The 22,439-nt window shown below is 62.5% G+C and carries 14 protein-coding genes; 7 read left to right on the top strand and 7 right to left on the bottom strand.

Annotation, left to right across the window (positions count from 1 at the left end; translation table 11 throughout):
• Positions 1-2: 2 nt before the first annotated feature.
• Positions 3-2,309 carry a penicillin acylase family protein gene (locus tag V0U79_RS04405; protein ID WP_330198258.1) on the bottom strand — a complete coding sequence of 769 codons (2,307 nt, stop codon included), beginning with the start codon at positions 2,307-2,309 and terminating at the stop codon, positions 3-5.
• 111 nt (positions 2,310-2,420) lie between these two features.
• Between V0U79_RS04405 and V0U79_RS04400 the strand changes: the two genes are divergently transcribed.
• Positions 2,421-3,086 (top strand): hypothetical protein, encoded by a 666-nt coding sequence (locus V0U79_RS04400; protein WP_330198257.1) that lies wholly within the window; start codon positions 2,421-2,423, stop codon positions 3,084-3,086.
• Here the strand turns inward: V0U79_RS04400 and V0U79_RS04395 are convergent.
• From V0U79_RS04395 to V0U79_RS04380, 4 genes are read right to left on the bottom strand one after another with little or no spacing between them, the layout of a single operon-like run.
• Positions 3,083-3,820, bottom strand: a complete 738-nt coding sequence (locus tag V0U79_RS04395; protein ID WP_330198256.1) for an SDR family NAD(P)-dependent oxidoreductase — start codon at positions 3,818-3,820, stop codon at positions 3,083-3,085. The two genes, V0U79_RS04400 and V0U79_RS04395, sit on opposite strands and share 4 nt — an antisense overlap.
• A gap of 3 nt (positions 3,821-3,823) precedes the next feature.
• Entirely contained in the window at positions 3,824-5,230 is a 1,407-nt protein-coding gene (locus V0U79_RS04390) for an aldehyde dehydrogenase family protein (protein WP_330198255.1), read from the bottom strand.
• Positions 5,231-5,241: 11 nt separating this feature from the next.
• The gene (locus V0U79_RS04385; RefSeq protein ID WP_330198254.1) at positions 5,242-6,846 is read right to left on the bottom strand and encodes a GMC family oxidoreductase; all 1,605 of its coding nucleotides are present in this window, start codon (positions 6,844-6,846) and stop codon (positions 5,242-5,244) included.
• Positions 6,847-6,848: 2 nt separating this feature from the next.
• Entirely contained in the window at positions 6,849-8,054 is a 1,206-nt protein-coding gene (locus V0U79_RS04380; RefSeq protein ID WP_330198253.1) for a serine hydrolase domain-containing protein, read from the bottom strand.
• A 174-nt stretch (positions 8,055-8,228) separates the two neighbouring features.
• On the opposite strand from V0U79_RS04380, the gene V0U79_RS04375 reads away from it, so the two are divergent.
• From V0U79_RS04375 to V0U79_RS04350, 6 genes are all read left to right on the top strand, one after another.
• Positions 8,229-10,775: a TonB-dependent receptor gene (locus V0U79_RS04375; RefSeq protein ID WP_330198252.1), complete on the top strand. Its 2,547-nt coding sequence runs from the start codon at positions 8,229-8,231 to the stop codon at positions 10,773-10,775.
• 73 nt (positions 10,776-10,848) lie between these two features.
• Complete coding sequence (locus tag V0U79_RS04370) at positions 10,849-11,259, top strand: hypothetical protein (protein ID WP_330198251.1); 411 nt, start codon at positions 10,849-10,851, stop codon at positions 11,257-11,259.
• 1 nt (position 11,260) lies between these two features.
• On the top strand, positions 11,261-12,193 hold the full coding sequence (locus V0U79_RS04365; protein WP_330198250.1) for a sterol desaturase family protein: 933 nt from the start codon (positions 11,261-11,263) through the stop codon (positions 12,191-12,193).
• A 97-nt stretch (positions 12,194-12,290) separates the two neighbouring features.
• Positions 12,291-13,397 (top strand): ferritin-like domain-containing protein, encoded by a 1,107-nt coding sequence (locus V0U79_RS04360; protein ID WP_330198249.1) that lies wholly within the window; start codon positions 12,291-12,293, stop codon positions 13,395-13,397.
• A gap of 10 nt (positions 13,398-13,407) precedes the next feature.
• Positions 13,408-14,265: an alpha/beta fold hydrolase gene (locus V0U79_RS04355; protein WP_330198248.1), complete on the top strand. Its 858-nt coding sequence runs from the start codon at positions 13,408-13,410 to the stop codon at positions 14,263-14,265.
• Positions 14,266-14,389: 124 nt separating this feature from the next.
• Positions 14,390-15,316: a hypothetical protein gene (locus tag V0U79_RS04350; RefSeq protein WP_330198247.1), complete on the top strand. Its 927-nt coding sequence runs from the start codon at positions 14,390-14,392 to the stop codon at positions 15,314-15,316.
• A gap of 84 nt (positions 15,317-15,400) precedes the next feature.
• Here V0U79_RS04350 and pbpC read toward each other — a convergent pair whose 3' ends face one another.
• Positions 15,401-17,440 (bottom strand): penicillin-binding protein 1C, encoded by a 2,040-nt coding sequence (gene pbpC / locus V0U79_RS04345; protein WP_330198246.1) that lies wholly within the window; start codon positions 17,438-17,440, stop codon positions 15,401-15,403.
• The gene (locus tag V0U79_RS04340; protein WP_330198245.1) at positions 17,440-22,308 is read right to left on the bottom strand and encodes an alpha-2-macroglobulin family protein; all 4,869 of its coding nucleotides are present in this window, start codon (positions 22,306-22,308) and stop codon (positions 17,440-17,442) included. The genes pbpC and V0U79_RS04340 overlap by 1 nt, the downstream gene beginning before the upstream one ends.
• Positions 22,309-22,439 lie beyond the last annotated feature (131 nt).

Here is a 22,439-nt window from a genome sequence, read left to right as displayed (position 1 = left end):
TCCTAATTGGCCGGTGTGAGGGTCAGGACACGGACGCCTTCCGGTGCATCCTCCGGGCCCCAATCCGTGCGCATCTCGAAGCTCTCGCCTGCGGCCCATAGGGGCGCGAGGTCGCGATAATGGTCCGACCAGGGATGGCCGGATTGTCCCGGTGCATGCATGAAGCGCGAGCTTTCCAGATCCGCGAGGTCATAGACGGCGCGCAGCGACGGGCCGTGGAAGACATCGAAACTGCCGGCGCGGACCGAATAGACCGCTACATTGACCGTCGAGCCATCGCCGCCAATCGGCTGGCGGACCGTATACCAGTCATCCAGCAGAGGCAGGCCGGAGCCGGTGAAGACCGGATGATCAAAGACGGCCTGGTGGGCCGAGCCCCAGGTCCAGTTGTCGATGTCCGGACCGAAGCGCTCAACGCCGCGGATCATGGCCGCATCCAGCGCGCTGCCCAGCTGCTGTGGGCAGGTTTCCACCGTGTCCGTATTGATGTCATCGCACCAATCGTCTTTGCCGCCGATCAGGACATTCTCGGTGAAAACGCGGCGGTCGGAGAGATGACGTTCGAACTCATCACCCAGATCATCGCCATAGATGGCTTCGGCAATGTCGCGATACCAGAGCGCATAGATCAGAGGTTCGGCGCGCAGCGCGTCCATATCGCCATCCCAGTTCTGGATCAGGACAAGGGCGCGCCGGCCCAGATCGGTCTGCGGCTCTGCGGCCTGCAAGGCCGGAAGGATACGGGTGATCAGCGCCGAGACGTGATCCATCTGGATGTCGTGGAAGCTTTCCGGTGTGTGGACGTCGAGCGCGTTGAGGCGCTGGTCGATCCGCTCGGCGCGGTAGGCGGCATAGGTGCCCGGCGTGTCATAGGGGTAATTGTCCGGCGTGATCCGGTTATTGCCCGAGGCGATCCGGCCGGAGACCGGGTTTTCGACCCGCGGCAATTCCTCGTAAGGCACAAAGCCTGTCCAGTTGCCGTATTCGTCGCGGATCGGCAGAAGGCCCGGCGTGGTATAGCCGATCGTGCCGTCGACATTGGCATAATGCATGTTCTGCATCGGCGCGGTGAAGCCGCGTCCGGCCTCGACGAATTCCTCGAAATTCTGTGACAGCATCAGGCGCAGAGAGACATCGGCGACGCGGTTCTGGCGATTGAGCGCGGTCGAGACCAGCACGACATCCTGCTCGCCAAACACATCCAGATCGAAATAGTCGGGATCAAGAACGGGCCCGTCCTCGGCGTCCCGGAAGGTCAGTACCAGATCGTCACCACCGCGCACCTCGATGGTCTCCGTGCGCTCGACTGTGGCCATGGTTCCGGGCGAATAGGGCACCATGTCGATCACGTCAAAACCGGTATTGGTAAAGCCCCAGGCGGAAACCTGGTTGCGGCCCAGAACCACCAGCGGAGAGCCGGCAATGGTGGCTCCGACAACTGCGCCCTGCGGCAAATGCAGGCGGGCAAAATACCAGATGCCCGGTGCGCCGAGCGCCAGGTGCGGATCATTGGCCAGCAGAGGTTGGCCTGAGGCGGTGTGCTCGCCCGACAGGACCCAGGCGTTCGATCCATCGTCATAGTCCGGCTGGGCTTCGGTGGTGGGCGGTGCCGGCTCTTCCAGCGGCGGGAAATCCTCTTCCTGCAGCATGGTCGGTGCCCAGTCCGGATAGCCCGGCAGGAATTGCGCGTATTGCTCCGGCGAGAGGAGGTTGGCCAGCTCGCGGTTGGCCACTTCTGCATATTCACCGGCGGCGAGGCTGTCGGCCATGTAGACGACAACGGCGGCGCTGTCTTCCAGCTCCCAGGGTTCGGGACTGGTCTGAAGGAAGAGATATTCTGGCGGATAATGACCCTCTGCCATCCGCGCATTCACGCCGCGCGCATAGGCTTCCATGGCGCGGCGGATTTCCGGGCCGGCATTCTCGACGGCAGCGTCAGCCACGAGATGATAGCCGCGATTGCGGGAGCGCGCATCGGCGCGGGCGGTGGCCGGATTGAGATGGCCGAGAAGGTCGGCGAGCTCGCCATGCACATAGCGGCGCATCAGATCCATCTGGAAGAGACGGTCCTGCGCATGGGCGTAACCAATGCCGAAATAGATGTCCTCGTCGGTCTCGCCGAATATGTGCGGCACGCCGTATTCATCGCGGATGATCTGGACGTCGGCCGATAGTCCGGCGACCTCGACTGTCCCCTCGGTGCGCGGCATGGAGGATGAAAACCGGTAATAGACAAAGCCTGTCGCACCGGCGACCAACAGGATCACCAAACCCAGAATCGCGGCCAGACCGCGGATCACCCAGCCCATGACATCTCCCCCTTGAACGCAAACCAGTGAACACGGTTCACCGCAAAACTAGCAGGCTTTGCGGAGATGGGGAGTCGGGAATAGTCTTCACAGGCAGGATGGGAGAGCGACGTGATCTCAAGAACACTTTTCGCGGCTTCGATGGCCGCCCTGATAAGTGCTCCGGCACTGGCGGATATCTGGGAATGCGAGTTTGGTCAGGCGGAAACCGAGGCGGAGACCGGCCTGATCTCGACCTGTTCGCACGTCCTTCACGAGGTTATCGATACCGAGATCGTTCAGGGCTGTGAAAATGAGCTCCCGGATGAGCGGGTGCCGATCCGGAACCTGGTGCTGAACACCGTCTCCATGGAAGCGCGCTGGGAAGAACATCGCCAGCGGCCCCCGCATCTGCGCCCGGAACGCGTGGAATGGCTGATGGAACGGGGTGTGACCCGTGAACAGGCCGAGGATTTGGCGGCGCGGGTCAACGTGTTTCCGTTCGAAGGCTTTCTGCTGTCTCACACCGTGTCGTCCGGACACACCTATGGAGACCCGATCACGGATGAATATGTGCAGAACTCACCGATGGAGATCGAGCACCACACATTCGTGTTCCACGAGCCCTGGGAGCAGGAGAGCTATCAGCTCTTGTCCGACGGGCTGACCGGTCACGCCTATCTGATTGAGCCCATCCGTGAAGGGACGGGCAGCTGGCTGGAAATCCGTTACGGGCAATGCACGATTACGGAGACCCCCGGCGAAGAGCCGGCGGACGCAGACCAGGCAGAAGACTAGCGCACGTAGCTGGCGCCATTGATGTCGATCACAGAACCGGTGGCTGATCCGCACTGTCCGGACAGGAGGAAGGTGGCCATGGCGGCGATTTCCTGCGGCTGGGCGACACGGCCCAGCGGGATTTCGGCGACGGCAGCGGCGCGCGCTTCGACGCGAGCGGGTGCCATGTCGGTCTCGATCCAGCCGGGCGTCAGCGTGTAGATCAGGACATTCCTGTGGGCGTTGGCGCGGGCGAAAGTCTTCGCTGCTGCCACCAGCGCGCCCTTGGAGGCGGCATAGCCGGCATGGTCGGGTCCATCGCCGCGATAGGCGGCGCGCGAGGCGATATTGACGATCGATCCGCCAGATGCGCCCCAGTCATTGATGGCATTGCGCATCAGCTCGCACGGGGCCAGCACATTGACCTGGAACTGGTCGGCCCATCCCTGCTTCCAGGCCTGCGCGTCATGCAGCGGCGTGGCGCGATAAATGCCGGCATTGTTGACCAGCGCGTCGATCTTTCCATCCGCCATTGTCTTGGCCTGCAGCCACAGCCGGTCAGCCGCGCCCGGCTTTGACAGGTCGGCGGCTGCACAGCCGAGAGCGCCGATATCCTTGGCCAGGGCGATTGCCTCGTCCTGATTGACGTTGAAATGGATGATGACCTTCGCTCCGGCTTTCGCACAGGCGCGGGCGGTTTCCTTGCCGACGCCGCGCGAGGCGCCGGTGACCAGTACGGTTTTTCCTTCGAGCATGGCCTAGGTCTTCGTGATCATGTCGAAAATCTTGCCATAGGGCGGCTGGATCAGGCGAGAGGGGTGCCAGACGGGAGTTTCGAACACGCTGCGGGCATGGGTGAAGGTCTCGAAACCGTATTCTCCGTGATAGGCACCGCTGCCGGATGCGCCGACACCCCCAAAGGGCAGATCCTCGACCGAATAGTGCAGCATGGTGTTGTTCACCACGGCGCCGCCGGAGATCGTGCCTTCCAGCACGGAGCGCGCCGTCTTCTTGCTCTTGGCATAGACATAGAGCGCCAGCGGCCGGTCCTTGGCGTTCACCCGCTTCATGGCGTCGTCCAGCCCGTCATGCTCGAGGATGGGCAGGACCGGGCCGAAGATCTCTTCCTGCATCAGGCGGGAATCCTCCGGCGGATTGAGCACGACGGTCGGGGCGATCTTGCGGGCATTGCCGGGATCGCTGCCCTCGGCTTGCAGGATTTCGGCGCCGGCCGAGCGGGCTTCCTCGATCATGGAATTGAGACGCTCATAATGCTTGTCGGACACGACCGCGGTGTAGTCCTCGTCGGTGGCCCAGTCCGGATAGGCTTTCTGGACGCGGGCGATGGTGCTCTCGGCAACGGTGCGCGACTTGCCCTTCGGGGTCAGCACATAGTCCGGGGCGATGCAGGTCTGACCGGCATTCAGGAATTTGCCGAAGGCCAGCGTCTCGCCGGCTTTCTCGGCGGGGAAATCATCGGCCATGATGACCGGGGACTTTCCGCCCAGTTCCAGTGTGACGGGCGTCAGGTTTTCGGCTGCAGCTTTTGAAACGATCCGGCCAACATGGGTCGAGCCGGTATAGAAAAGATGGTCATAGGGCAGCTTGGTGAAGGCCTCGCCAACGGCCGGGCCACCGAGAATGACGGCGACGTGGTTTTCGTCGAACTCCTCGGCCAGCATGGACTTCATCAGATCCGACATGGCCGGCGTGAATTCGGACGGTTTCAGCATGACGCGGCACCCAGCGGCCAGTGCGGCCAGGATGGGCGAAAAGGCCAGCTGGAAGGGGTAATTCCAGGGTGAGATGATACCGACAACGCCCTTGGGTTCGCGGCGGATATAGGCATTGCCGGGTTTCAGATTGCCGGGCACGGCGACCTTTTTTTTCTGCATCCAGCTGTTGAGATGGCGGCGCGTATGCTTTGCCGCCGAGGCCATGTAGGCGATCTCCGACAACTGGGTCTCGCAGCGCGAGCGGACGCCGAAATCCGATGCCGCGGCGTCCTTGATGGCTTCGGCATGTTTGACGGTGAGCGCGGCAATCGCATCAATGTCGCGGATCCTGTCCTTGTAGGCGCGGTGCCGTTCGCCCTCGAAGGCCGCTTTCTGGGCCTGAAATACGGCACTCATCCGTTCGATCTGCTTGGAATCAAGATCGCTCATATCAGTCTCCCTCAGGCGCTTTCGCGGATCATCTCGCCGGCCTTATCGGCCAGCATCATGGTGGGCGCATTGGTATTGCCGCCAACAAGGCGCGGCATGGCCGAGGCGTCGACCACGCGCAGCCCGCTGACACCGCGCACGCGGCATTGCGGATCGACCACACCCAGCTCACCCTCGGCCATGATGCAGGTCGAGGTCGGGTGGTAAAGCGTTTCTGCGCGTTGGCGGATATCCTCGACCAGGTCAGCGCGGCTGCCGGATTTCTCGGGATAGACCCATTCCACGAACTCGTCGCGGAAGGCCGGTGCGCGCAGGATTTCGATCACTTTCTCATAACCGTCGGTCAGGGCGGTGAGATCGAAATCGCTGGCCAGATAATTCGGGTCGATGGCCGGATATTCCGCCGGATCATTGCTCCTGATCCGGATCTCGCCGCGGCTTTCCGGATAGAGATGGCAGACATGAAGTGTCATGCCATGGCCCATCTTGGTGTCCTTGCCGTGATTGATCGAATAGCCGGGGATGAAGACCAGTTGCAGGTCGGGAATATCCCCTGCCACGGACGAGGAAATGAAGGCGCCGCCCTGCACCGGGTTGATGGTGAAATCACCATCCCCGCGGATCATCCAGCGCAAGACGTCATACATGTTCTTCGGGAAGCGCTGCAGCGACATGCCGATGGCTTCCGTCGTGTTGACGGTGGCCACGGCGGCGACATCGAGATGGTCCATGAGATTGCGGCCGACACCCGGCAGGTCAATCTGCGGCGTGACTCCGGCGGCTTTCAGCCAGTCCGGATCGCCAATGCCCGAGAGTTGCAGCAATTGCGGCGAATTGATCGCCCCGCCCGAGAGAATGACTTCCTTGCGGGCGGTCAGTTCGGTGATCTCGCCCTTGATGGCCGCGACCACGCCTGTGGCTTTGCCGCTTTCCAGCCGGACCTTGTGGCCCAGCGCCTCGGTGATGACCGTCAGATTGCCGCGTTCCATGGCCGGACGCAGGAAAGCATCGGCCGCGCTCCAGCGGCGGGGTCCGTTCATGGTCACCTGGTAGGGACCAAAGCCGTATTGTTTCTCGCCGTTGAAATCATCGTTTTCGGGATATTGCAGCTCGCTGCCGGCCTGCAGGAAAAGTTTGGTCAACGGGTTCAGCTTGGGGATGGACTGGACGTGCAGTGGCCCGTCCGTGCCATGCAGGGCGCCGTCGAAGCGGTTATTGTTTTCCTGGCGCCTGAAGCGGTCCAGCGCATCGGCCCAGGACCAGCTCCTGTCACCGGCGATCTCGCCCCATTCGTCGAAATTCTCCTTCGCGCCGCGCATATAGTGCATGGCGTTGATCGAGGAGGAGCCGCCCAGCGTCTTGCCGCGGGGCCAGAACATGCGGCGGTTGTTGAGGCGCGCCTGCGGTTCGGTTTCATACGACCAGTTGAAGGGCCCGCCGGAGACGACTTCCTTCAGCAGCATGGGCGTGCGGATATTCGGGTGATTGTCACTCTTGCCGGCCTCGAGAATGCAGACGGTGACGTCGCGGTCGCGGGTCAGCTGTTCGGCGACAACACAGCCGGCAGAGCCGGCGCCGACAATGATGTAATCGTATTCGGTCGCGAAATCGGCCATGGTCACTCTCCGGCCACTTCGGCAGCGATTGCACGGAAGACAGCAAAGCTTTCACCGGTTCTTGGTCCCCATTCAGGGTCGGCTGCATTGCGCGCGATGACAAGGTTCCGGGACGGGTCCACCCAGACATACTGGCCGTAAATGCCGGCGGCGAAAAACTCGTCGCGATCGGTTTCCGGGAACCAGAAGTGCAGGCCATAGCCGCGCAGCGAATAGACCAGGCCGGGCTCCTGGAAGGGCGCATTGGCGTGCGTCGCCATATCGACCCAGCCTTCCGGCAGCAGGCGTTCGCCATTCCACTCGCCATCGGCCAGATAGAGCAGGCCGAGGCGGGCAAAATCGACGGTGCGTGCATTCAGGCAGCAATAACCCAGCGCCATGCCGTCTTCGCCGGGCACATTCTGGTTCCAATAGGCATCGCTTTCCATGCCCAGGGGCTGCCAGATATGCTCTTCGACAATCTCGTGCAGCGGCTGGTCATAAACACCGCGCAACACGGCCGAGAGCACATGGGTTGCCGAGGAGATGTAAGCAAGCTCGGTTCCGGCCTCGAGGGTGCGCTCGAACTGCAAAAGGGAATGGTCGATATCGCTGCCCCAGATGAAGGGATCGGCAAACAGAACGCCGACATCGGAGTCCGGGTCGCTGTAATCCTCGACGAAATCGATCCCGGTCGACATCATCAGAAGGTGGCGCAGCGAGGTTTCGCCGAAAGCCGAGCCTTCATATTGCGGGGCGAATTCCTGGGCGAGCTGATCGAGGTTGTCGATGCGGCCTTCATGCAGGGCCATGGCAATCAGGGTGGCGACAAAGCTCTTGGCCACCGACCAGGAGGTCGGCCGGCTGGTTTCGTCGGCGCCGTTCGAATAGCGCTCGTGGACCACCACGCCGTTATGGATGACGACGAGGCCCAGCGCGTTCGATTCCTCCAGATATTGTTCCAGCGTGCGGGTCTCGCCATTGTATTCATAGCTGACTGACAGAGGCGCCAGTTCGCGCGGGAGGGGTTGCGGGTTGGAGGTTTCGACATCGGCGTAAGGGAAGTAATCCGACATGCCCAGCGACACACTGAAGATATTGGCCGGGTTGAAGGCCTCGGCCACGCGGGCGGGCGAATAATCCGACCAGGGGCGGTAGAACCAGCCCGCCGCGATGAGGGCGAGCGTGACGATCAGCAGCAAGAAGCCGCCCAGAATTCTCAGGAACATGGTGCCGGATTTCCCCCCTGTTAACCCAAATCGTGAATACGACCGGGGCGCGTTTTATCATTCCGGTGCTCGCCTGTTGCTTGTTCGCTACTGACAAGAGAGCCGAAGTTTGGTCTAGTAGGCGCAATAATAGCTCACGCCGCAAGTCAAACGCGGTGATCCAGGGGGATTAAAATGCAGAAGTCGTTCCGTAAACTTGCCATGGGTTCGTCCGCCCTGGCCTTTGCCGTGATCGCCGCAGCGCCGGTTTATTCTCAGGTAGACACCATCACCGTTACTGCCCAGCGCCGTGAAGCGACGCTGCAGGATACGCCGGTCGCCGTGACCGCGGTCCAGGGTGATGTGCTGGAACAGTCGCAGCTGCGCGATGTGCGCGATTTGCAGACGCTGGTACCGTCGCTCCGGGTGAACACGGACGCCTCCTCGTCGAACACGTCCTTTGCGATCCGCTCGATCGGGTCCTCGACCTTCAACTGGGGTATCGAGCCTTCGGTCGGTGTCTTCGTCGATGGTGTGTACCGCTCGCGGAACGGCGCCTCGATCAACGACTTCCTGGGCGTTCAGCGCGTCGAGGTCCTGCGCGGTCCGCAGTCGACCCTGTTCGGCAAGAACACCTCTGCCGGTGTGATCAGCTTCATCACCGAACAACCTGCTGACGAGTGGGGTTCGGAAGTGGAATTCACGGTTGGCCGGTTCAACCAGCAAACCGTTCGCGGCATGATCACCGGCCCTCTGGGCGATACGGTCTCCGGCCGCCTCGATCTGAACTACAATTCGCGTGACGGCTTCATCACCAATGTGACCGACGGCCGGGATGTGAACGAGCGTGACCGCTGGGGTTGGCGTGGTCAGCTGCTTTGGGAGCCGGGTGACCGTTTCTCCCTGCGCCTGATTGCTGACCAGGGCTTCATCGACGAAAATTGCTGCGCCGCGCCGTTTACGCGCGTGTCGCCAACCAATGCCGGGGCCTTCGCCATTCTGGGTGTGACCCAGCTGCCGGTGAACCCGTTCTCCGGTCAGATCGCCATCGATGGCAGCGTCCGCTCGATCGTCGACACGGGTGGCCTGTCGGCCGAAATGAACTGGGAGTTTGATGGTGCGACCTTCACGTCCATCACTGCCTATCGCGCTTATGACGAAGAGCAGGACATCGACCCGGACTGGGTTGACCAGCCGTTCAACCAGCGCCGTTTCCTCGACCAGGATTACCAGACGACGACCCAGGAATTCCGCCTGACGTCGACGGGCGACCGCACGGTCGACTATCTGTTCGGTGCGTATTTCTTCCACCAGAATTTGAACACGACGAACATCACCCGCCAGGGTCCGCTGCTGCGTCCGTTCGCCGATCTGTTCTCGGATCTGGATGGCAATCCGTTCACGCCGGGCAGCGCTGTCGGCCTGGTTGAGGCCCTGTGTAATGGTCCGCAAGGCCCCTTCATCGGCGGCTGTGTGCCGGGTCAGTATCTGGCGGCCGGTTCCGGTCAGTCCTCGTCCTTCTACCAGAACAACGACACGTTCGCTCTGTTCGGTCAGTTGGACTGGCATGTGAATGACCGCCTGACCATCACCGGTGGTCTGCGCTACACCAATGACGAGAAGGACGCCCGCAGCGACATCCTGATTGATGACCCGTTCGCGGCGCTCGATTTCGTCCAAATCGGCTTCAACGCACTGATCTTCCCGGCTGCCTTCACTCAGGCGACGGGGTTGCCATACACGCCGGGCAATGTGGCTTTGGTCCAGACCCTTAACCCGACCGGTTTTGCGGCCATTGTTGCTGGGGCGCAGGCAGCTGCGGCTGACCCGAATGTCAACTCGCTGCTGGGTCTCGGCGCGCTGCAATTCTTCCCGCCGGCACCGAATTTCACCGACTCGCGGTCGGATTCGGCCACGACGGGTGCGCTGATCGTTGCCTATGATGTCAACGACAACGTCAACATCTACGGTTCGTACACGCGGGGCTTCAAGGGTGGCGGTTATGCGCTCGACTCGGCTGCGGCTCGCGTAGGCAGCTTCTCGTTTGATCCGGAAACCGTCACGGCCTGGGAAGCCGGCATCAAGGTTCAGACCAATGAGCTGATCCTGAACACAGCGATCTTCCGCCAGAACATCGAGGACTTCCAGACCAACGTGTTCACCGGCTCGTCCTTCGTTCCGGACAATGCCGGCGAAATCCAGGTCGGTGGTATCGAGATCGAAGCGCTGTTCCAGCCGACGGAAAACCTCACCTTCACCGGTGGTGTGACCTGGCTGTGGGAAAGCAAGTATGTCAGCTTCGCCAACGGTCCTTGCCCGGTTTCGGACACGTCCAATTGTACCTTCCGTCCGTCGGCCACCTCGCCGGCGCTGGTTCCGGTGCAGGATCTGTCGGGACGTGACACGGGTGCCGCCGAGCTGACCGGTAACTTCACCGCGCTCTATACGCGTCCGATCACCAGCTCGATGGAAGCCTTCGTCCGCGGCGAAGTCTACTTCATCACGGACCGGGCCCTGTCGGTCGACCTCGACCCGCTGCTCACCCAGGAAGGCTATAACCTCCTGAATGGCTCCATCGGCCTGGCCGCGCAGGACGGCAGCTGGGAAGTTCAGGTCTGGGGTCGCAACCTCGGCAATGAAGAATACCTGCAGGGTGCGTTCAACTCGACCCTGCCGGGCAATATCAACGGCTATCCGGGTGACCCGCGCACCTGGGGCATCACGGTTCGCGCCCGCCGCTAACCGTCAGGCCTGCGACAAACGGATCAGGGCGGAGGTCTTGCCTCCGCCCTTTTTCGTGGCCAAAAATCGGACCATGATCACACTCCTCATCCTTGCCGGCTCCGGACTGGCCATCCTTGCCCTGATCGGCCTCAATGCCTGGCTCGGCGGATGGACGCCGTCACGTATTGACTCCCTCGACGCCGCGCTGGAGCGGTTCCGCCGGGATTATCTCGATATCGCCCCGGCGGGCTCCGTGCTCTCCTCTGATGGCAAAGCGGTGCTGATTGCCGATGCGAATAGTGCCAGCACGGGCATGGTGATCGCTCAGGGGGACATATTGGTCAGCCGGCTGGTGGCGCCGGAAGATGTGGCGGAGGCCCGTCCTGACGGTGCCAGCCTGATGATCCGCTTCCGCGATTTTACCTTCCCGTCGACACGTATCGAGCTGGCTGACGATGCCGAGGCAGCCCGGTGGGCGGCGCGGTTACAGGGGGCACACTGACATGGATTTGTTTGATCCGATCCAGTTCGCGATTCCGTTCTTTGTCCTGCTCATCATTGCCGAGCTGGCCTATGCAAGGGCGACCGGCAAGGCGAGTTTCGAACCGCGGGATAGTGGCGCCAGCCTTGCCATGGGGCTGGGAAATGTGGTTGCCGGCGTGGTGTTTGCCGGGGTCGGGGCGGCCTGGTACGGCTTTATCGGGCAGTATGCGCTCTTCGATTTCGGCTGGGCCTGGTATGTCTGGATTGCCTGCTTCGTGCTGGATGATTTCGTCTATTACTGGTCGCACCGGTTTGCGCACACGATCCGCTGGTTCTGGGCTGACCACGTTACTCATCACTCTTCCCAGCACTACAATCTGACCACCGCGCTGCGGCAGCCCTGGTTCAACATCTTCACCCTGAAATTCATCTGGTTCGGATCCTGGATGATCCTTCTGGGCTTCCCGCCAGCCATGGTCGCCTTCTGCGGCGCGTTGAACCTCATCTACCAGTTCTGGATCCACACCGAGGTGATCCGCAAATTCCCGGCGCCCATCGAAGCGGTGATGAATACGCCGTCTCATCACCGTGTGCATCATGCCACCAACGCCGTTTATCTCGACCGCAATTATGCCGGCGTTTTCATCATCTGGGACCGGATGTTCGGCACTTTCCAGGCCGAGCTCGACGAAGAGCCCTGCCGCTATGGCATCATCCGCAATCTGGGCACTTACAACCCGCTGCGCATCGCCATCCATGAATGGTGGGGGATTGTGAAGGATGTTGCCTCGGCGCGCTCCATCCGACATGCGCTGGCCTATGTCTTCGCGCCACCGGGATGGTCGCCGGACGGTTCGCGCCTGACGACAAAAGCGATCAAGAAACAGGCGGGTGTCGAAAAGCCGGTCCGCTCGATGGAGGAAGCGCGCCCGGCATCAACGCCTGCGGAATAGCGTCACCCCCTTGCCTTTCACGTAAATTTCCCTCACTCTGCCGGTGAGTGAACAGCGTTTACTTTTGTGAAACGCATAAGACACCGGGGAGAGATTGATGAGCCTGCGCGAACTTTATCCGCTGCCGGATATTGATCCGAAGTGGACCGTCCCACAGGAATTCGAAGCCATTTTCGACTGGGAGTTCGATGAGGGACGTCAGACCCTCATGCACCTCTATCAGAAGGGCAAGGACATGCAGTGGGATGCGGTGAATCGCATCGACTGGTCGCTCGATCTCGACCCTGAAAATCCGATGGAATTACCCGTCGAGATCGGTGGTCTCTACGGTTCCCCGATCTGGGAAAAAATGAGCGAAAAGGAACGGATCGAGCTGGTCCGCCATTCGCAGTCCTGGAACATCTCGCAATTCCTGCAGGGCGAGCAGGCCGCGCTTCTGTGCGCCGCCAAGATTGTCCAGCAGGTGCCGGATCTGGACGCCAAATTCTATGCCGCCACCCAGGTGATGGACGAGGCCCGCCATGTCGAGGCCTACCGGTTGCTGCTGAAGAAGTTCGAGATCGCCTATCCGATGACCACGCCGCTGCAGGAGCTGGTCGACCAGGCCCTGCGCGACAGCCGCTGGGACATGACCTATCTGGCGATGCAGGTGGTCATTGAAGGCCTGGCGCTGGCAGCGTTCGGCTCGATCCGCGATATGGCCCAGAACCCACTCGCGAAAATGGTCAATGCCTATGTCATGGAAGACGAGGCCCGCCATGTCGCGTTCGGCCGTATCTCCCTGCGTGATTATTATCCCCAGCTGACCCAGGCCGAGCGCAATGAGCGCGAGGAATTCCTGACCGAGGCCTGCTGGCTGATGCGGGGCCGGATGACGGATGCCCGTGAAGTCTACCGGGCGCTGGATCTGCCGGAAGAGGAATGCGTCGAATATTCGGAAAACTCCGAAATCGTTCAGCTCTACCGCCAGATGCTGTTCCAGCGCATCGTGCCGATCGTCAAGGATATCGGCCTGTTCGGCAAAGGCATCCAGAAGACCTTCGATGAAATGGGCGTGATGGGCTATGCCGATCTCGATCCGGAAGAGCTGCAAAAGGATGACGAGGCGAAAGCCAAGGAATTCGATGCCCGCCGGGCCTATGTCGAGGCTGTCGCCAAGGCCGGTCAGGAAGGCAATGTTGCTGCCGTGGGGCATGCCGAATAAATTCTGATCCATGACGGATCACAAGCCGCTCCGGCTGACCTCGATTGACGGGATAGAACTCGCCGGCCGCGATTACGGGGCCGGCGGTCCGCTTTGCCTGTGCCTGCATGGTCTGGCCCGCAATTCCCGCGATTTCGAGGACTTTGCGCCGCGTCTGGCGTCGCAGGGCTACCGCGTTGTGGCGCTCGACATGAGAGGGCGGGGCGAAAGCGAGGCGGCGAAGGACCCCGCGCACTATAACGTCCAGACCTATGTCGCCGACTGTCTCGCCTGGCTGGATCATCTTGGTGCCGACAGGGCAATCTGGATCGGCTCTTCCATGGGCGGCGGGATCTCGATCGCTGCAGGGGCGGTTGCCCCGGAACGGGTCTCCGGCATCGTGCTCAATGATATTGCGCCGGAGATCGATCCGCGCGGGGTCGAGAATATCCGGAAGATCGCGGGTAAGGGCGGGCCGATCCGGTCCTGGGAGGAGGCTGCGGAGCGCTGCCGGGTTGTGAACGGTCATGTCCATCCCGACGAGACCGATGACGAATTCTGGATGACCTTCGCCCGGCGCACGCACCGGAAGACCGGGGATGATACGTTCAGATCAGACTATGATCCGGCCATTCTGGCGACGATGGGGAAGGGTTTGCCCGCCAGAGATCGCTGGAAAGCCTTCGACCTGTTGCAGGATATCCCCACTTTGCTGGTGCGCGGAGAACTGTCGGAACTGGTGACGGCGGAAATTGCCGGAAAAATGCGGACACGGAAGCCGAATCTCGGTTATGTCGAAGTGCCGCGAACGGGACACACGCCCCTGCTGACGGAGGAAATCGCCTTTAACGCGATTTCGGACTGGCTGGCGCAGCATAAATTCTCCTGAGAGGGGAAATGCTGGCGAAGTCTTCGTCAATTTTGTTGAAATCGTTAATTTAACCTTAACGCCGGACCGTTCCGCGGTTACAGTTATCCATCGCGTCTTGTTCTTTTTGGGGGGATCTCAACTGATGCTTCGTCGTATTCTTCTTGGCGGCTCTGCCGTCCTCATGGTCACTTCGGTTGCGGGTGTGGCCGCTGCTGACGACATGTCCTGGTTCCCGTCGGAACCGCCGACCGGCGCTACGCCGGGTGAGTGTTATGCCCGTGTCCGCATCGAGCCGGTCTACGAGCCTTACACCGAAACCATTACGTCCTCGGACGCTTATGAAACCTATGACGTGGCTCCGCCGCGCCTGGAGGAGCGTGTCGAGGAGTATGTGTCTCGTGAAGCCGGTGTCCGCTATGTGGTTCACCAGCCGGTCTATGAGACCATCACCGAGACCATTCTGGTTCGTCCGGCCTATACCGAATATGTCGTACGTCCGGCTGTTCATGAGACCGTGACCGAGCAGGTCCTGGTTCGCGAGCCGCGCATGGTCTGGCAGCGGGGCCGTGTCCCGGGTGCCCAGATCACCCGTTATGATCCGGAAACCGGCGAAGTCTGGTGTCTGGTCGAGGAGCCGGGCGAGTATCGCACGGTGACCCGCAATGTCGTTGTCCAGCCTGCGACGATCGACGAAGTCGAGACGCCGGCTGAATATGCCTCGATCTCGCGCGATGTGATGGTCGAGCCGGGCCGTGTCGAGGAAATTCCGATCCCGGCCGAGTACGACACCTATGTTGTCGAGGTTCTGTCCCAGCCGGCCACGGTTGAAAGCCGTACCGTCCAGGGCCGGACCGAAACGATCACGCGTTACCGCCTGGTCCAGTCCGAGCGCTATGAGTGGCGCATGATGGACTGTGAGGAAATCGAGCTGCCGCACTTCGACGCACCGACTGTCGAGCGTTCGCGCACGCCGATGTCCTATCAGGACCACTCGAATGGCGTCGATTTCGACACGCAGGACAATTCCTACAACGGCGCTGCGGAAAGCCGCATTCTTGGTCGTCAGTAAGACTGTCTGATCCGGGCCAAAGCCCGGTCATCGGGAACAGCGCCCCGTCCGGAATTCCGGGCGGGGCGTTTTCTTTGCGCTGGCTCAGCCCTGAGAGGTAATGATGCGAACCCGTGACCGGCTGGACCGCCCGTACTCGTCAACCGCGCGGACCGCGTAGAAACCCGGTCCCTCCGGCGTCCAGACAGGCTCACCCGCCGGGTTCAGCGGCACGGGCTGGCCGTCGACATACCAGGTCAGAGCCGTCTCTCCGCGCCCGGCGAGGATATAGCCACGCGTGTCGTGATCCATCCACACCTCGGCCTCGTCCGGCGGAAACAGGATTTCCGGTGCCGGATCGCGGCGGTAATGCTCCAGCGGCGCGGGCGTCTCCTGCGCCAGGCGCCAGGGTTCTCTTTCCTCACGCGGCGTCTCCTGGCGCGGCAGAAGATCGAACACATCAAACAGGATGGGCAACGCGGCTTCGCGGCCGGTCTGGCCGGTCCGGGGGCGAGCATCGGCCCGGCCGACCCAGACGATGACCGTGTGGCCGGCGCCGACGCCAGCGGCCCAGGCATCGCGATACCCCCAACTGGTTCCGGTCTTGAAGGCGATGGCGGGCGCCTCGCTGGTCAGACTGGCCGGCGCGCGCCCGGCAGGTTGCGGCGCGCCGCGCAGAATCGTCAGGATTTCCCCGGCCGATTCTTCTGACAGGATCTGCATGCCCGGCGCTTCTCCGGCGGTGTCGTCCTGTGTCCAGACAAGGGGTCTTACCTCCCCGCCATTGGCGAGGCCCGCATAGAGCGTGGCGAGGTCCCGGACGCTGAGCCCGGCACCGCCCAGAGCGATGGCGAGGCCGGTTTCCGTCTCGGCACGATCCGCGATCGCGGGGGCGGTACCGGCAAAGCGCAAACCGGCGGCAAAGCGGCTGGCCCCGACAGCATCAAGGGTCTCGACCGCCGGGACGTTCAGCGAATGCTGCAGGGCCTCGGCGACGGTGACATCACCGCGGAAAACACGGTCGAAATTCTCCGGCATGTAGCTGTCGAACCTGCGCGGTGCGTCAGTGATGCGGGTATGCGGCGTAGCGATGCCGTCATCGAAAGCCATGCCGTAAATGAAGGGCTTCAGCGTTGATCCCGGAGAGCGTGGCCGTGTCGTCAGGTCGATCCAGCCTCCGGCCCTGGCGCGGCTGGCTGACCCCACGGCGGCGCGGACAGCCAGGCTCTCATTTTCCACAATCAGGATGGCGATCTGGACATCCGGCTCCACGGAGGCTGCGGCTTCTGCGGCGAGGCGTTCGGCCTCGGTCTGAAGATTGTAATCCAGCGTCGAGACGATGCGTGTTTCGCCCGGCGTTCCCTGACGCAGGAAGTCGCTGGCATGCCAGGCAAGGGACGGAAAATCATGGCGCGAGGGGATCATTTCATCAGCCGATTCCGCCGCGATATCGTCCGCGATCAGCCCGTAGCGCGCCAGCCGGTCCAGAATGCGGGCGCGTCCGGCGCGGGCATTGTCCGGTCGAAGGTCTGGCCGCCGGGCTTCCGGTGCCTGTGGCAGAGAGATCAACAGTGCGATCTGTGCCGGGGTTAGCCGGTCGGGCGCATGGCCGAACCAGGCCCAGCTGGCCGAAGTGATCCCTTCCAGATTGCCGCCATAGGGGGTGAGGGTGAGATAGGTTTCGAGGATCTCGGCCTTGGAATGGCGGGCTTCGAGTTGCAGGGCGCGCCAGGCTTCCATCAGCTTGGAGCCGAGATTGCGCTCCGGGCGCGGCTCCAGCAAGCGGGCTGTCTGCATGGTCAGCGTGGATGCACCCGAGACAATCTCTCCAGCGCGCAGGGCGTTCACGCTGGCCCGCATGATGGCCACCGGATCAACCCCGTGATGCCGGTAGAAACGCTCATCCTCGATGGCGATCAGAGCCTCGATAAAGGCCGGATCGATCTCCTCGAGATCCGCGCCGAGCCGCCATCGTCCGTCCTCGACGGGAAAGGCCCGGAACATCTGACCCCGGGCATCGGTAACGACGATGGAGCGAGCAGCCAGTTCCGGCGGCGGAAAGATCCGGTCCAGCAGCAGCACTGAAAGGGCAGCGGCCAGGGCCGCTGCGCCACTCCAGAGCCAGGCTGTCCGTATCCGCTGCATCAGCGTTCGCTGATCTCGACACGGCCGGCGGCTGTCCGCGCGACGACATCGGTACGATACATGTCCTCGACCTCGACACCGGGAATAGTGAAGCTGCCGGGCGTCACCGCGCGTACTGTATAGGCATAACGCTCGGTGCGCTGGCCATAGACCTCGACGGCCGCGACATAGCGGTCATCGCGGGCTTCCTGCAGGCGCGCCGTGTCGATCCGGCCGAGCCAGCTGTAGACGCCATTGTCTCCGGCTTCACTGGGCTGGACAATCGCCTCGATCTCGAAGCCCGCCGGCAGCAAGTCAGCGACAATCAGCGGGGCCCGGCGTTGTTCCGGATTGCTGATTTCGATCGCGACGATCAGCCGGTCGCCCTGGCTGACGCTGGTCAGGTCGGCTGGTGTGCCATCCGTGTTCCAGACCGTCTTGCGGACAAAGAGGCCGCTGGTTTCGGCCTGTGGCGGGCTGGAGGGTGTGCCGCGGGCGACGCTGGTCAGCCAGACCGGGTTGGTTGCTGCATTGGTGAAGGCCGCGCCACTGGCGAGATCGGCCGGAGACATATCGAAGCTGCGGCCTGCAGTGCGGACGCTGACAGCTCCGTCTGCTGCCACATCCACGGTTTCGCCGGCTTCTGTCAGGGCGTTGGCAGCCAATAGCAGGAAGGCCATTTCCTGCGTGGTCAAGTCATCAATCGCCGGCAGTTCCGTGGCCACACGATCGCCAAGGCGCTGGACCCGGTCGCGATCACCGGCTTCGGCGGCGAGCGCGAGAAGACCGGCCAGATCCCGGCGTGGTGTCTGGTAGTAGTCACCCGGATTGTTATAGCCGAGGGCCCGTTCCGCGAGATCGAAGGCGTTCTGGCTGCGCGACCGGTCGCCAACCATGGCCAGAGCCGCACCGACATGAGCGCGCGCCAGCGGGCTGTCGATCTGTTCGATGCGGTTATCGTGGAAATAGCGCAGGCGGCCGACATCGACACGGCCGGCGCGGGCCAGCACGTAGAAGGCATAAGCCTGGCTGCGATCATTCAGACGCTGCTGGGTGTCGCGTTGCCAGGGGCCGCGGCGAAGATCCGTGTCATAGCCGCCAGCGCGATAGAAATCGCCGCGGGCGATATGACCGAGCACCGTATAGGCCCGTTCCAGGGCGGCTTCCGGCACGTCATATCCGGCGGCATCGGCGCGAGCGAGGAAGTCGACGGCATAGGCGCCCAGCCAGCCATCGGCATAGCGATCGCCCATGCGCCACTGGCCGATCGCCCCGTCCGAACCCTGCCGGTTCAGGAGGACTTCCACGGCCTCGCGAATGCGCTGATGGATCTCGCTGTCGGCATCCAGACCGGCCAGCGCTGCCATTTGCCCCGCATAGAGCAGTGGCATGGCCCGCGAGGTCTGTTGCTCGGTGCAACCGAACGGATAGCGCGAGAGATTTTCATAGATGGCCGCGGCATCCATCGGGATGGCGGAGAAGCTGATCTGCAGCTCGGCATCCCCCGGATTGAAATCGGCCAGCAGGGCCGGATCCGGCGACCAGTTCTCGCCTGGCGCCAAGGCCACCCGCGAATAGCGGGCCTGCGGCATGAAGGCCGAGCGTACCTGGATCGGATAGCTGGAGCCCAGCTCCAGATCCGGGGCCAGAACATCCATGGTCAGCCGGGCAATGCCGATATCCGAAGCGGAAATACCGACACTGGCATCCCGGCGTTCTCCGGTTTCCATGGCTGCGCCATTGCTGGGGACATCAAATGTGACCGGGCCTTCGCTGGAGAACATGGCGACATAATCGCCCGGCCCACCCTCGACATTGTCGATGGTCAGCGTCGCCTGTGCGGAATCGCCCGGCGACAGGAAGCGCGGCAGGATGAGTTCCGCCGGAACCGGGTCGCGCACGGTCAGGGGCTGCGAGGCAGCACCCAGAGCCGTGTCCGACCAGGCGACGGCCATCAGGCGCAATTCGCCATTGAAGTCCGGCACCTCGATATCCAGCGTGGCATTGCCATTGCGGTCGAAGCGGACCGGTCCCGAAAACAGGGCCACGGTCTGTGTCGGAACCACGGTCAGACCGGCTCCACCGATCTGGTCACCGCCCGAGCGAACCGGCGCGGCGGCACCCTGATTGGGATCGAGCAGACGGCCATAATCGTCATAGAGCGAGACTTCCAGCGCCCGCTGTCCGAAGAACCAGTCCATCGGATCCGGCGAGGCAAAGCGCGTCAGCAGCAATATGCCTTCATCGACCGCAGCCAGCGTGACATAGGCTTCCCCGGTATTCTGCGAGGCCTCGAGCTGGACGCTGACAGTCTGACGCGGCCGGACGAGGTCGGGCATATCGAAGGAGAGATCGATCGTCCGGTCGTCGGTATTCACCGGAATGTAGGCGACACCCACGGCCCGGCGCGGTCGCGGTTGTTCGACGGCATCGCGCGGCGTGTAGACGGTGGTCATCACATAGGCGCCGGTGCCCCAGTCTTCCGTAACCGGGAGGGTAAAGCCGGTGCCGCCTTCGGGCAGGCTGATGGAATAGCTGGCAATCACGCGATCGGTAGCCACCACGATCTCGGCCTCACCCGCATAGGGCGCCTGCAGGCTGATCTGGGCGGTTTCGCCGATCGCGGGCGCCTCGTCGGGTGTGGCGATGCGAATACGGTCGGGCGCGTCCACACCATCCTGGGCGACATTGCCCCAGCCGACCCAGAAGCCATAGCTGGCGGCGGCCCCATTGGCGCCGTTCACCTCAAGCCGGTAATTGCCCCAATCGAGTGGCGGGGTGACGATTTCGGCAGCTTCGCCTCCTGTGTTCACCACGCCGGATTCGATCGGAACGGTGAAGCTGGTCCGGCGCCAGCGCCAGCGGCCGCCGCTCTCGCGATACCAGTCATAGCGGTAATCGCGTCGTGTCAGCTGCCATTCGAGGCGGCTATCGACCGCATCGCCACCGGTATCGAGCGCAACGACATTGAATGTATTCGAGGTTTCACGTTCGGCCCGGCCATCGAAATCGGGCGCAATACCGACATAGAGATCGCGCGGCCGATAGGGCACGCGGACATCATCGCTGACCGGGCGGCCACCCGGTTCGATAGCGGAGACGACGACGCGCGCCCGCAAGGGCTGGGTCGCATCGGCGCCGCGCGTTCCGGCGTTCAGGCCAAGCAGGGCCGTGCCGCCGCCATCCGTGGTGACGTCGTTGAGGTCATAGGCGATCTGCTGGAAGGAGGCGTCGTGCAGGCCGAACTGGTAGCCGGCATAGTCCTCGAACGGGGACGGATCGACCTGGATCCGGACTTCGCCCTCGACCGGCAGTCCGGCGCCCGGCGCGCCATAGAGGAAGCGGACATTGGCCTCGATGCTGCGGGTCTCATTGGCGCGGAGTGGCGTTTCCGTATCGGCATCGACCGTCAGCTCGATGCGCTGGGGCACGAAGTCCTCGACCGAGAAACTGGCCCGGCCGATGACACCGATTCCGTCCAGATCCAGCGCCAGGCGCCAGATGCCGCGCGCGGCAAAACGGGAAATCTCGAAATCACGCTGCAGGCCGCCAGCATCTTCGGCTTCATCAAAGCGATAGCGATGCGCCTCGATGCCATTGGGAGCATAGAGGATGAAGCTGCCTGCGCGATCATCGATTGCATTGGATTCGCGGTCGCGGATCAGGGCCGTCGCGCGCACGGTCTCACCGGGACGGTAGATGCCGCGGTCGAGATAGACATAGGCATCCGCGCCATCCGGCGTGTTGCGTCCGCCAATGTCGTGCTCTGACAGGTCGACTGGCGAGCGGTCGAAATCGAGCACGGCGAAATCGCCGCTGGGGCCATAGGCCAGCAAGAGGCGCGGTGCATTGGCGCCGGTGCCATTGGTCAGCGGGTCATCAAAGCGGATGCGTCCATCGCCATCGCTGTCCGCGCTGGCCAGGATTTCATTGGAATCGGCGATCAGCTGCACGGTGACGCCATCGACAGCGCGGCCCGTCTGCAGCGAACGAACCGTCACATCCATGCCGTCCTGACCGACATAGGATGTCAAAGCGAGGTCGGTGATGATGAACCAGCGCTCGGAACGGGCGGGCTCGTTTTCAGCGTCATCGACCGTGTTGTCGCGAACGCGGACGAAATAGGCGCCGGGTTCCAGCACGCCGATCGTTTCGGCCAGCGGCATGACGGTAATGACCGGCGCATTCGGTTCGCCGGATGTATCCATCGTGCCTTCCCAGATCTGACGGCCGACGCCGGACGGGCTTTCCTCGCCATAGAGATAGCCCCAGTCATTTTCCGCGGCAGTAAAGCCCTGTGTGATCTGGCGGAAGGCGAGCGCGCGGTCGGTGATGCGGAGAATTTCGATCTCCACTTCGTCAACATTGACGGTTTCGATCGGAATACCGTCCGCATCAATGCGCGGCAGGATTACGCCATCGCCGGAAAAACCGACATAGGCCGGGCGGTCGCCAAACTCGACCGTTGTGGTTTCGGAAGCAGACAGGGTATCGCCATCGGCTGAAGGCAGGCCCTGAAGCAGGGTGACATCCGGGGTTTGGCCAAAGGTCAAACCGCCGAGGCAAAGCGAGGATCCATCTACCTGGACCGCAACGCTGGCCGCCGGGCTGAGCTCGACGAAGGGAGCGTAGTCGACATCCGGATCAAGGGCCTCGGAAAATACAAAACAGGCCGCTGGTTGGGCGGCCGAGACATCAATGCGATAGCGGAGAAATTCGAAGCGGTCGGGATATTCCGGCTCCGGCCGGGGCGCTGTTGCCGAGCGGTCCCTCAGCTCTATGCCCTCACGGTCTATCTGTCCGGAAGGCCCGTCGCCTTGCGAGCAGGCTGCCATCACCAGCCCCAGCGTTACCGCCAGAGCGCCGAAACGGATCGTCCGCTGGATCATTGAAATCTCCCTGTCCCTTCCCCGAGCCCTCATCATTCCACGAGTGGCCGCAAACTTCATCCCCCTGATTTGTGACATTCTTCTGGCGCAATCCGGGTCATTCGATGCCGGATGGCTTGCTCATGGCGGTG

The sequence above is a fragment of the Hyphobacterium lacteum genome (genome assembly GCF_036330345.1).
Taxonomy (GTDB): Bacteria; Pseudomonadota; Alphaproteobacteria; order Caulobacterales; family Maricaulaceae; genus Hyphobacterium; species Hyphobacterium lacteum.
This window is presented reverse-complemented; position numbering and strand designations above follow the sequence as displayed.